8 protein-coding genes are annotated in these 13,229 nt (G+C 31.3%); all 8 read right to left on the bottom strand.

All coding sequences use genetic code 11. The features are described 5' to 3' along the window. Positions 1 to 2 precede the first annotated feature (2 nt). Positions 3 to 3,530 carry a bifunctional glycosyltransferase/CDP-glycerol:glycerophosphate glycerophosphotransferase gene (locus HRG09_RS08800; RefSeq protein WP_174100441.1) on the bottom strand — a complete coding sequence of 1,176 codons (3,528 nt, stop codon included), beginning with the start codon at positions 3,528 to 3,530 and terminating at the stop codon, positions 3 to 5. 63 nt (positions 3,531 to 3,593) lie between these two features. Further along, positions 3,594 to 5,438, bottom strand: coding sequence for an accessory Sec system protein Asp2 (locus HRG09_RS08805; protein WP_174100442.1), 1,845 nt, complete (start codon positions 5,436 to 5,438; stop codon positions 3,594 to 3,596). A gap of 12 nt (positions 5,439 to 5,450) precedes the next feature. Continuing rightward, positions 5,451 to 8,168, bottom strand: coding sequence for a glycosyltransferase (locus HRG09_RS08810; RefSeq protein WP_309232066.1), 2,718 nt, complete (start codon positions 8,166 to 8,168; stop codon positions 5,451 to 5,453). A 78-nt stretch (positions 8,169 to 8,246) separates the two neighbouring features. Further along, positions 8,247 to 9,545, bottom strand: coding sequence for a glycosyltransferase (locus tag HRG09_RS08815; RefSeq protein ID WP_174100444.1), 1,299 nt, complete (start codon positions 9,543 to 9,545; stop codon positions 8,247 to 8,249). After that, the gene (locus HRG09_RS08820; protein WP_174100445.1) at positions 9,496 to 10,755 is read right to left on the bottom strand and encodes a glycosyltransferase family 4 protein; all 1,260 of its coding nucleotides are present in this window, start codon (positions 10,753 to 10,755) and stop codon (positions 9,496 to 9,498) included. The genes HRG09_RS08815 and HRG09_RS08820 overlap by 50 nt, the downstream gene beginning before the upstream one ends. Positions 10,756 to 11,217: 462 nt before the next feature. Continuing rightward, on the bottom strand, positions 11,218 to 12,219 hold the full coding sequence (gene mreB / locus HRG09_RS08825) for a rod shape-determining protein (protein WP_174100446.1): 1,002 nt from the start codon (positions 12,217 to 12,219) through the stop codon (positions 11,218 to 11,220). Positions 12,220 to 12,381: 162 nt separating this feature from the next. Beyond that, on the bottom strand, positions 12,382 to 12,654 hold the full coding sequence (gene spoIIID, locus HRG09_RS08830) for a sporulation transcriptional regulator SpoIIID (RefSeq protein WP_174100447.1): 273 nt from the start codon (positions 12,652 to 12,654) through the stop codon (positions 12,382 to 12,384). A 328-nt stretch (positions 12,655 to 12,982) separates the two neighbouring features. Further along, entirely contained in the window at positions 12,983 to 13,117 is a 135-nt protein-coding gene (locus HRG09_RS08835) for an ABC transporter ATP-binding protein (protein ID WP_174100448.1), read from the bottom strand. Positions 13,118 to 13,229 lie beyond the last annotated feature (112 nt).

Genomic DNA, 13,229 nt, shown 5'->3' on the forward strand with positions numbered 1-13,229 from the left:
AATCATCGACTCCCACTAGCAAATTTCACAAGTCTCTCACAGTTGCGTCCATCATCATATTTAATATAATGCTTCTTATTAATTTTCTTAAGTCGTCTTTGTTTTACTAAATATGATTCTACAGCATGAATTACATCATCTTCTGAATAAGACACATATCCTGGTAATACATTTTTAATATTTTCTTCAGAAATTGGCGTATTATTTTGGAACAAGTAATTAATAATTGGTTTCTCAAGGTATACAAAATCAAAAGAAATACTTGAATAGTCCGTCAACATCATAGAGCTTCTTTCAATTAGTTCCCTTACATTTGCTTTATTGAAATCATGAATTTCAATATTCGGTGATGTTTTCAAGCTATTTAAGATACCTGAATTATCCTCTTCTAGAAGTTGACACGTCCTTGGATGTAAACATACATCTAGTATAATATTATTTCTTTCTAACGTTTTTAGAAACTTACTATTATGCAATAATGATTGAATCGCTGTAAAATACTTACTTTCCATTAATTGCTCTAGATTTTGTATGTTTTTACGCCAAGTAAATGTCATCATGATACGTTTTTCTTTCTCTTTATTTTGTAACGTATCAAATCGAGGGAGTCCACAATCCCAAATTTCTTCAGGATTATAGCCAAAATGATTTTTAATAATCTGAGCTTCTAAATTACTACTTGTCAAAATATAGTCTGCTAAATCTCTGTTAGCATGATATATATTTTCCACCCTACCAGGAAGAATAATACCGTGTTGAATAAATACACGGGACGATTTTCGTAAATGCTTTATATTTGATGGTAGTAATACATTTACATTATCACTACTAAACGTATATTTTGCATTCATAGAGTAAATAATGTGCTTCAAGCTATAAAATGGAATGGTATTCCCCATGGCCTTGACTTTGGAATAGTCTGGAGACTTTTTATCAATCAAATAATATACGTTCTTATTTGGATATTTTTCTCGACAATGTTTAAAGAACCAATATCCAGTATCATTTGCAGAAGCTCCTACTTTTTCTCCTACCAACCATATATCTTTCTTTCGAAGAATCAGATTCGAAATGTCTTCTGTGATTACTCCAAATAGCAATTTCAACTTTTTATTTACGCTTAGACCTGTATTATTTTTAATCTGGGCTATTGAAAATTGTTTCCCCCTAACGTTAGCAATTAATCTTCTTTTCATATAACTCCACTTATTAGGAAACACTTTGTAATTAATGGCTAACTTACTTCTGCTTTTAACAATAGGCACTACTTCATAATGCGTATTTCCCATCTTCATGAAATGGTTATTTGCCTTATATACAAAGTTATTATTCATTCCTCCTAGAGGCACTTGTTTTTTAACTCCTAAGAATTCTGTTTCAATATAGAAATCATATCCTCCTAGTTGCATCGACTCATTAAACGGAATTCTTACTTCGTATCCGCCGTGTCCATATTTAAAGTGGGAGGTAGAGAACTTATTATTATATGCATAAGAAGAATTAAATTTATATTCCTTTTTCGTTTTTCGATTTACCATAATTATAGTATGTTGAATATCACTTCTATTTGTAATAGATATATTATTAATATAAGCCAATCCTTTTAAGATTAATTGATTTTCTACAAATTTAATGTCTACTAAACGATTAATCAACTTATTAGAAGTAACATAATGTGTAATGTCTATCGAAACGTTTTTCCCTTTATATTTAAAGATAAAATAAAATTTCCTATTACGTTTTACAGTTTTAAATGGAAATTTATTCACATAATCATACATAGTAATTTTCTTTAACATTTGACTTAAAAGAACTAATTCTTCATATTTATTTTCTAATAGTAAGGTCATTTTTATGAAATTATAAAATGAAAATACTTTAATTTTATCTTTATTAAAACTGTCATTAAATAAAGTTTCCCTTACTAATTTTAAAACTTTTATTTGTTCTTCTTGTGGATATTGAATAATACTACCTACATGTTGACTGGCTTCTAACATTCTATAAAATTGAATTAAATTATTAAATCTTACTTTATTTTTTATACTAAACTTATTTTTCTCTATAATACTATTGATAGTATTTACCGAAATAGATAAGTCTTGTAGATTTTGAATACTTTTTTGTTGAGTAATAGAGCTATTAGATGTCTCTCCCCTACCTCTGTAATAATAAACAAAGTCTTCAAGAACTAAAGTCTTTTTAGATTGGAAAAATACTGTATTAGAGAATAACAAATCTTCCGCATACTTAATATTTTTATTAAAGTCTATATTTTTAATCAGTTCTTTTTTATATAATTTTGCACAACAACTAGGGAATAAATATAAAACTGGGTTTTCAGTAATACTTACTGCTTCAAATTCCTTAATACCTTTCAAAAATTCCATTCGTTGTCTAAAACGTGGAACACCTTCAAATGTTTCGAAACGTCTTTCACCAATGAATGACATCATTCTTCCAACTACTAAATCTGCTTCTTGATTTTTTGCATAGTTGTACATTTTCTCACACGCATTAGAATCTAGGTAATCATCTCCATCTAAAAACATTACATATTCGGCATCAGCAATTTTCTTTCCGACATTCCGTGGTTCCGATGGACTACCCGTATTTTCTAAAAACCTATAACTAACTCGTTCCTCTCGTTCAGCCAATTCCATTACTTTTTTTGTTGTATTATCAGTAGAACCGTCATCTACAACAATTACTTGAACATCTGATAATGTTTGATTTAAAACAGACATAACCGCTTCTTCGATATAATCTTCAACATTATAACTCGCAATAACAACAGCTACTTTATATTGAGAGGGCTGTTTTTCAATATTTTGTACTTGATTTAACAAATCTTGAATATATTTTTCGTTCTTCTTAGCAGGATTTAAAACGTTTAATAAATTTACATCCGTATAATTATTTTCTTGAACTTTAATTACTTTTGCACCTACAAGGTGCTTCTTTAAATAGTTATAGTATATATTTAGACGTTCGTTTATTGAGCGGATATATTCTATATTTTTAAACTCATGAAACGCTCCATCTTTCCAGTATTCTTCAGATAAATACATCTCATGAATAATAACTCGCTTAGTAAAATGTTCATTTATAACTTCTATAAATTGATCACAATAGATTTTCCAAGTTTGAAAATCTATACTATTCCTTTTTATCACATCAAACTTTGTTTCTTTGTATACATTACTATCTCTAAGGATCCAACTGTTTAGAACTAAAGAATCTTCTTTTTTCAAAAGATCATATCTTTCATCTAATAAATCAATAACAATATAATCATTTTGTTTTGAAATTTGCTCAATATTATTTACAAAGACTTTATTTAGCTCATTGCCCAAAACTCTTTCTTTAGCATAACTATGAGGCGTTATATTGCTTGAATCATAATTAAAAGATGAAGACATCATACTCATCATAGAATGAAGTGAATAATCTGTATCTATATACATACTATGCTCTGTTGAAAGACGTAATATAGCTCCTGTTTCATTCCCTAAAGTTACAATGTTCAATAGTTATCCCAACCTTTACTTTTTCTTGCACATTTTTAAAATTAAATCTCGGTAAAATTTATACTAACTAATAATATTGGTTACAGTTTGTTTGGCCCAACTTCCAAGATGTTTTGGTAAATCTCCATGACCCTTTCCATCTTTTAAAAGGTTATGATACTCAATCTTATTTTCACCTAAAAGTTTTGCGAACTTCTCAAAATAACCTTCATAATAAATATCGTTAGTAATACTTAAAAACTCTATCTTTGTCTGTATGTCTTCATGTAGTAAAGATGGTAAGATGCTATCCATATATTTGGTATCTTCTTCAGATACACCGCCTGAAACATTTTTAACTAAACTACTTTGGTGATAATAACTACTATTAAATATCCCCCAATAAATCGGAGGCCCTCCAGCAACTACATGTCCAACATTCATTCTCAATCCATAATATAAGGCGGAACCGCCACCCTTAGACCCACCAAGCATAATAATGTTCTGTTTAGCAACATTACATTGCTGCGCAATACTTTCTATTAACTCTATAATATTTCTCTGCAAATTATCTTTTCTGTCTGTATCTTGATAAAATCTTCCGTTCAATCCGTAATCATCTAATAAATATAACGTGTTTACAGGCATATCCTTGAGAACCCCTAAAAACTCATACTTAGTTACATATGGATTAAAACCATGAAAAACTACCACTAAATACTCACTTGCCTTTTTCTTTAATAAGTATTTAATATTTTCACTATCAGGACAATGACACACTTTATCAAAAGCTGTTACATACCCTTGTTTACGATGACGACGTATTTTTAAATAATTAATATGAGCTTTACCCTTTCCCTTAACTTTCAGGTAGATACGGTAAAAATTAAATTTAGTTGGTGTTTTAATAATTCCATTACGTTCTGTACATTTTTGTGAATAAAACACCTGTCCCTCGTCATTAAAAAAATTGATGACTACACCTATGTCTAGGTCATTTTGTCTCGTATCTATTTCTAATAAATATTCCGCTTCTTCTTTCAAAACTGGAAGTAAAGTTCTATTCACTTTCAGGAGATTGTCATAAAAATTCGTCCAAAACCCTACAGTTTTTTCTTCATTTTCTACAGACATTTGTATTTCTGCTTCGCCACCTACACAAAATTTAAAATCTATATTTGCATGTGGTAGTAAATACATATGTGTAGTAAAAGGAATTTTATAGTACTCTTGTGTATTATCAAATGTATTGTACAAATCTGTATAATACTTCTTAAAATATTGACTTCCTGGAAGATTAAATTTTAAAACCGGTGTGAAAATAGATTCTGCGTAGTTCTCATCCATTTTTATCGTACCGATGCCTTCAAAATTCTTTTTGAAGAAATCATACATTTTTTGTAATTTTTCATTCACTTGAGCTACTTCTTTATAATTTTCTAACTTTACCGCTTTATTTTCTTTCAAATATTCCTCTGTAAAATACACTTCATGGAGAATAATTTGATCGCTAGATACTACTTTTCTTAGTGTTTCTATAAAAGCTAAACAAATCTCTTTCCATTTCGTATCAAATGCATTTGCATATTTACTGTATTCTCTCTTTAAATCCGCTTCTTCTAATTCTTGCTGTAGGTCATATGTTAAAGTAAACTTGTTATCCTCATAACTTAAAACATCATATGCTTCATCTAATAAATCAATAATGATGTAATCAGAGGAATTCGCATACTTAGCTAGATTACAAAACTTAGAATAACTTTCATATTGTATTTGAGATGACTTAAAGGCACTATTACTTTTTTCAATTTGTTTTGACATTAAAGTTACTAAATTTACTTGATGAATATCTGTTACTAACTCAATTTTTTGAGTTGAAACTGCATCGAAAAACAATCTACTTGCAGCACCAATCGTTGTAATTTTCACTCTGCAAATCCCCTATTCTTTATTTATAAATTCAAATACCATTTGACAATGTTTATTAGTTTTTTTCTCTATATATACAGAACGCTGTTTTTTAAATTCTATTTCATCACTATAGAAATTTGCTTTTTGAGAAATAATATTTAATATATCTTCAAGACGATTAACAACAGGCCCAAACAGGCTTTGCTTATGATCAATCGGCCCTTCATTATAATGCCTAGAATAAAAGTCATCATAATCAAATTGATAGAAAATGACGGGTTTATCCATATAAGCAAAATCAAACGAAACAGTAGAATAATCTGTAATTAATAATCGATGTCTTTTTAATAGGCTTTGTACTGTTTCTTCCCCTTGCTTAACAACTTTAATTCTTTCATGAAATACAGGCATTTCTGCACCGAATTTTTGAGTCTGGTAATGCGGAAAAAATGTCAATGTCAAATCTTGTTCTTCTAAAATTTGATGAAGTTTTTTACTTTTTAAAAATGACATATATGTTTTCCAATACTTAGATTCCATTAATTGTTCTTTCGTTTTAATCCAACTTCTCCAAGTTGGCATAAGTAAAATTTCATTTCCTTTACTCTCATCCTGCAATGCATCCCAGCGTGCAAGTCCAGTTACAATCACTTCGTCTTCTGCATAACCAAATTCTTTTACAATATGATCTTTTTCAAATTGGGAAGATACAACAAATAAAGAATACCCCATCCGATTTTTATTTAAGACATGATTTACTCGGCTTACGCCTATTACTCCATGTTGAATAAAAATTTTCTTATTTTGTTGCCATTCTGGATAGTACTTTAAAATATGTTTATACTCTTCTGTGTACATATTTGCTGTTTCTGAGTAACTGTTAATTGTCTTATTACAAATCAACAAATAGAATGTATGCTTAAAACTTCCGAATTGAATGATATTACCCAGATTTTCAATATTCTTATAATCATTACATTCCTTATCAATAATATAAAAGATTGGAATCTCAGGATGTTCTTTGCGAATATAAGTAAACAAATGATAGGAATTATCTTGCGCTGTGTCTGGTCTTTCTCCAATTAACCATATCTTCTTTCTACGAAAATATGAGCCAAATAACTTATATGCAACTATTGCAAAAAATGCCGCATACTTTTTCCTCTTAAAGAGACCTATGTCGTAGCGCATCGCTCGTTTTATTTCATGATATCTATTCATTGTTCGCTGTATATAGTTACATTTACGAATACGAATTGTAGCTTCACTATTTTTATATGTCATTCTAATTTCTAATGGATTTATATTTTGATACTTTGTATTATTGCGTAACTGTGCTAATAGAACCTTCATCGGTTCTTCAACAACAGTATTCCCTATGCTGAGGCGTATAGATATTTTCCATTCTCCCTCTTCTAACAAATCTTTCACATTAACTTCTATTGTTTCAAACCCCGCATCATTATAGTCAATGGTATTGTTAGAAAATAGATATGTTATATCAGTACGTAAGGAGCTTTTTAGTTGAATTATTTTAGTAGTTCCTTTTTTACGAAATACCAATTCTTTTTTTATTCTCTTTGTCGACATATTTTCAATAAAGGCATACCCACTAAGTGTTAGAATCTCTTGACGAAGTTTTATACCTTCGATTCGATGATTCAATATGAACTTACTGACTCGCAACAACGCCTTATATTGAGGAAAGAATCGGTAAAAATAATGATAATATTGCTCATTTTCATAAACATGTTCTTTAGAAATCGATTCATCTTGAATAATAACTAGTAACTGTTCTAATGATACACAGTCATTCTGTTTAATCATTTCTGTCACTAATTGATCACGTATATTTAAATTCTCTGTAATATTTGAAACGCATACGTTTGATAAAAATTCATTTCCCAGTTGAATAACTTGAGAGAGCTTTTCTTTTGTAAAGCTCGAACCTTTTAAAATAATAGAATCAACAAAGAATTTCCATTGTCTTCTCTCGATAAAATGAATAGATGAGGTTTTTTGAAGTTCCATATACAAATCTGTTAACTTTTTTTGTAATATAACTAACTGCTGGAAAAATGAAATGCTCGTTTTTTTAGATAGATTCCCACTGTTATCTAGCACTCTATAATTCAGAAGTGGAATATCTCGTACTGCAATACGTTCGGACACAAGTAAACAACTTTGTGTAAATAATAAATCTTCTCCTAACCATAATTCTTCATCAAAATAGATGTCATGTTGTCTACACAACTCCTTTTTAAAAATCTTATTACTAGCAGATGGGGTAGCGTGTAATTCGGAATGTGTTGTAATATTCCTAATAAGTGGAAGCTTCTTATTAAATATTTTTTTCATATACGAAAGCGGCCAATGTCTATATTCATTAAAACAAGTAATATTTGCAATAGCGATATCCGCATCTTCCTGATTTGCGAGCTTATACAACTGTTCATACGCCGTTTGATTTACATAATCATCTGCATCTAAAAATGTAACATATTCCCCTTTCGCATGTTGAAGCCCAACATTACGCGCAGCACTTACCCCTGCATTCTTCTGCTCATAGACAATTAAATTCTTATGTTGTTTTTCGTACTGTTGCAAAATTTTCATACTACTATCTGTTGATCCGTCATCTATAACAATAACTTCGACATTATTCAATGTTTGATCAATAACAGATTTGAGGCACTGTTCTAAATATTGTTCTTTATTATAATTTGTAATGACAACGCTTAATTTCACCTTTACCAACAACCATCATCCCCGTTTTCTAAACCATACAATAATACGAAGAATGGGAAATCGTCCCTATTCTTCGTATTATTGTAAACTCTTATATATATCTACAAATATTCTTTTTTCATTTTCCCAATTATAATTTTCACGTGCGGTAAAACAATTTCGTCTCATTTTTTCACGCTCTTCTGGATGATTAAGTAAATGGTTCACACCTTCAGCAATAGAAGCTGGATCATGCGAATCTACACAAATGCCTGTATATTCTTTTTCTACAACCCTTTGAATTTCAGGAAAACTACAAGCAATAACAGGTACCCCACTCATCATGTACTCAAATAATTTATTAGATGAGGCTGAATAATGATTGAAACAAACATTATTTAACACCTGAAAACCTAGATAAGCATTTTTAGTATAGTGTAGCAATTCGTTGACAGGTACCTTTGGCATAAATTTTACCTTGTTTTCTAACCCTAATTCCATGACCATTTTTTGTAAGTCAGGTTTAATACGTCCATCACCAATAAACACAACTGTTCCACTATTAAACATTGGCACTGCCTGTATTAATTTATCTAATCCTCTTCCCGTTTGAATACCACCTTGATATAAAAGTATTGGTTCTTCTATTGGAAGATTTAGCATCTTATGCAAATCAACCGAATCACTTTGTTCAGGTTGCGTAACAAAAGGATAATTATGGATGACTTTTGGATAGAATCCATACAAATCTTCTGCGTATTTTGCACGCGTATGATTTTCCATAATCATTACATCTGCATATTTTAAATAGAATTTTTCCATAATCCCATAAATTTTACTGTTATACCCTGTACGACTTGTCTGCACTTCATGTGAATCATAAATTAGTTTTTTCTTTCTAAATACTTTAGCGCATAACCATCCTTGTGGTAACGTATTTAGGTCATTGGAATGATATAGATCATACTTCTTTCCCAAACCTTTTTTTACCATTTGACTCAAAATATATGAACGAATAATTAAAGTTCTTATTTTTTTTGTGGAAAATAAAATAGCAAATAACAATAAAACTGATGTAACTATCGGAAACTTCCATAATGCAAAAGCAGCACCTGCAGCAAATAGTAACTTTGTAATCACATTTTTCATAGCAAACTGCTTCACACGATTGACTGCCCCAAACACTTTCTGTAAAGGCAGCAGGCGATTATTTACACGTGTAACTGTAAATCCTTCTTTTCGCATTTCCCACTTCGGCAGGTCACGTTGTTTCCAATCATGAATACATATTAAATCTACTTCATATCCAGCTTCAGCTAATGCAGTACATTCTCTTAAAACACGTGCATCATTTGTGAAGTGGTTCCATACGAACATACAAACTTTCTGCTGTGACATCCTGTTCCTCCATTAAGCTAGTTAGTACTTTGATGTTGTTTTTCCACCTTAAATGTTGAAAAGCATAACCATGTCCATTCTTTCCTTTCCTTCTTCTCACCACTTCGTTTTCAGCTAAAGTTAAAATATGTTTTCCTAACTCTTCAACTGTACGATCATGTGAAATAATGCCACACTCTGCTTCTGTAATAACTTTCTTTGCATAGCCAGACACGTCTCCAACAATAGGTTTCTGCATACACATATAGTCAATTATTTTTCCTGGTAATACTGTTTGAAATACTTTTGCATCTACTAAGCTAACATACGCAATATGCGCCTTCGCAACTTCTTTCAAAGTAGCACTACGACTTTTTGCCTTAACAATTTCTATGTTAGAAAGACTTTTTCTCTTAATAACTTCTGCTACTTCATAGCTTTTAAATCCATAACCAATAATTTTGAATTTAATATGCTCGTAATTCTTCAAATGCTCTGCAACGTCAATTAATTTTCTAATATCTTGCGCTAAGCCAATGTTCCCCGTATAAATCACTGTAATGTCCTCTTGCTTCTTATCGTCCATTGCCAGCTGATGTGTTACCATCTTTAATTCTTTCTCTGTTAGTGAATTGGGCATAAAAGATATAATACCCCTTGGAATTCCTTTCAACTCGATATATGGAATAAATCCTTCACTATTTACAATAATTTGATCCGCTGAACGATATAAAAACTTCTCTAAACCGTAAGCAATAGATAACACAAACCGATTTGAAAAAACTCCAACCCCCAACAAAGATTCCGGCCATAAATCTCGAACATCTAAAATGAGATTAGCCTTTAACCTCTTTTTCGCAAATATACCTGCTAAGCCTATAAAAATAGGGGGTGTTGAAACAAATACATAATCATATTTTTCTTTCATTCCAAAGATAGCCATAATAAACCGAAAAGTAATTTCTAAATATAAAAGTAGTCTTCTAACCATGTTATTCGTATACTTTCGTGTTTTCGGCTTAACACGAATTATTTTTTCATTGTCTAAGAACTCCTCATCCCAAAACTCCTGGTTCTTATATAAATTTTGGTTTGGATATCGAGGATCCGTTGTAAGAATTGTGACATCATATCCTTCTTCAGTTAGTTCTGAATATATATTTTTAATACGATTCGCAGCGCTCCCAATTTCTGGATAGAAATTTTGTGCCACTATCAAAACTTTCTTCATCTTTTCCCCCTTTTCTCCCCGCACCAACTATATACTCTATTACTTATTAGATAAATTTGTTAATTTTGTTAATTATATACCAAAAATAATTTGAATCAAATTCACAAACTTAACTTGAAATTTACAAAATTAATTCGAAATTTACAAATACTAGAGTATCATTAAATCTGACAAATTTGAACCATTACGTCTAATAAATCTACTATTTTTCGACTTAAATAATCTATTTTCTACATTCCTGCATACTAAAACAAAAAAATAATGAATCATAATGTCGAAACGTATCGACTAATTGGATCCATTATTTTCACATTTAAGTTTAATTGCTATTCAAAAATAATCATAACAAAAAATTGTATTTCTAGGGGTATTTCACCCGCAACAGAAATATTTTCCAAATAAAATAAAGAGGCCTCCAAAATATATTACTTCTGGATAACCTCTTCAAATAGTTTTCTATAACTATTTCAACAAACGCTTCGGCAATTTATCAATATTCTCTAACATAATGCCTGTACCAACAGCAACACAGTGCATTGGATTTTCAGCGATTAGTACTGGTACTTTTAATTCTTCTGCTAGAAGCATGTCGATACCGTGTAGTAATGCGCCGCCGCCTGTTAGGATAACGCCGCGGTCAATGATGTCTGCAGATAGTTCTGGTGGCGTACGTTCTAATACACCTTTTGCAGCTTGTACAATGATAGAAGCATTTTCTTTTAATGCTTCTGTAATTTCTTCTGAACATACTGTGATTGTACGTGGTAAGCCCGTTACCATGTCACGTCCACGAATTTCAAGTTCTTCACTACGTGCACCTGGGAATACTGTACCGACTTTAATTTTAATGTCTTCTGATGTACGTTCCCCGATTAATAGCTTGTACTTGCGTTTAATATAGTTTAAGATTTCCATATCAAACTTGTCACCGGCCATTTTGATAGAGGAGGAGGTAACAATATCACCCATTGAAAGTACGGCAATATCTGTTGTACCTCCGCCAATATCAACAACCATATTTCCGCTTGGTTGGAAGATTTCCATACCAGCACCAACAGCAGCTACTTTTGGTTCTTCTTCTAAGAATACTGTTTTACCACCTGAACGTTCAGCGGCTTCACGAATTGCTTTTTGTTCGACAGATGTGATGTTTGTTGGACAACAAATTAAAATGCGAGGTTTTGAAAAGAAGCTCTTCACGTCCAGTTTGTTAATGAAATACTTTAACATTGCTTCTGTAATTTCGAAATCTGCAATTACACCATCTTTAAGCGGACGAATCGCTACAATATTACCAGGTGTACGTCCTACCATACTTCTTGCTTCTTCACCTACCGCTAATACTTTTCCAGTATTGCGATCAATTGCTACAACAGACGGTTCGTTTAAAACGATCCCTTTACCCTTTACATGAATTAATACGTTAGCCGTGCCTAGGTCAATTCCGATATCTCTCGCAAACATTCCTGCTTTTTCCTCCTTGATATTCAAAATCAGGTTGTACCCGAATTCTTTTACACCTAATTCCTGATTTTATCATAATTTTAACGGAAACGTAATATTTGAAAAAATAATTCTTCTGAAAAATGTTCCGTAATGATCAAGGAATGTTTGCCGTATACTGAATTATTGCCGCACGATTTTTTCTATATCTTCTTTTCGATACTTTTGCTTCGTCGCTTCCCCGCCCCTTAGGTGGCGAATCGACTTATGATAATCAAGAATTTCTTTCACTTCATTTGCGAGCTCTGCATTAATTTCTGGTAAACGTTCTGTCAAATCTTTATGAACTGTACTCTTTGATACACCAAACTCTTTCGCAATCACACGAACTGTTTTTCTTGTCTCCACGATATACTTGCCAATCTTGATAGTTCTCTCTTTGATGTAATCGTGCACACCACTCGCCTCCCTAATTTGGATGTGAGAAGTGTGAAATGAGACTCGCTGCATATGACTAAGAAGTAAATTCGAGTGCTGTTTGTAAGCGTTAAACATTCTGGAATTTATAATGAAATGATTCACGATTTCTCACCTCAAACACTCTCTTTGCATTGGTTTATACCATTGTATTGCCCACATTACTGATATATGCTATAAGTTCGGTATTTTTGCGGACTAAGTTAAGAAAAATTACAATTTTGTGTGAGAAATACGTTAACAATGACAATTTTTATTTAATGAACCCTCTTGCAAAACGAAAGAATGACGCCCCATGTCAAAGGCGTCATTCTTCTTGATCACATTCTTCTTCTAACAATTGATGGTGGGGAACTTCTTTCTTACTAGCGATGTAATAATATAAAGTAAATAAAATGAACAACAAAATAAGAGCAATCGACAGAACAAATAAAAACGACATAGAATCCCCTCCTTTTATTAATATATATTCGAGAATTCTGTCCAATTTCCTTGTTATTGCTATATTTCCTCGAAAAATGAATCATTTTTATATAATAATAAAAAAATCAGTT

The organism is Bacillus sp. Xin1 (assembly GCF_013314535.1).
GTDB lineage: Bacteria > Bacillota > Bacilli > Bacillales > Bacillaceae_G > Bacillus_A.

What these genes read in the sequence shown, in the direction of transcription:
- mreB (WP_174100446.1), bottom strand. Translation starts at nt 12,219, where the DNA reads ATGTTTGCGAGAGATATCGGAATTGACCTAGGCACGGCTAACGTATTA.
- HRG09_RS08820 (WP_174100445.1), bottom strand. Translation starts at nt 10,755, where the DNA reads ATGAAGAAAGTTTTGATAGTGGCACAAAATTTCTATCCAGAAATTGGG.
- HRG09_RS08835 (WP_174100448.1), bottom strand. Translation starts at nt 13,117, where the DNA reads ATGTCGTTTTTATTTGTTCTGTCGATTGCTCTTATTTTGTTGTTCATT.
- HRG09_RS08815 (WP_174100444.1), bottom strand. Translation starts at nt 9,545, where the DNA reads ATGTCACAGCAGAAAGTTTGTATGTTCGTATGGAACCACTTCACAAAT.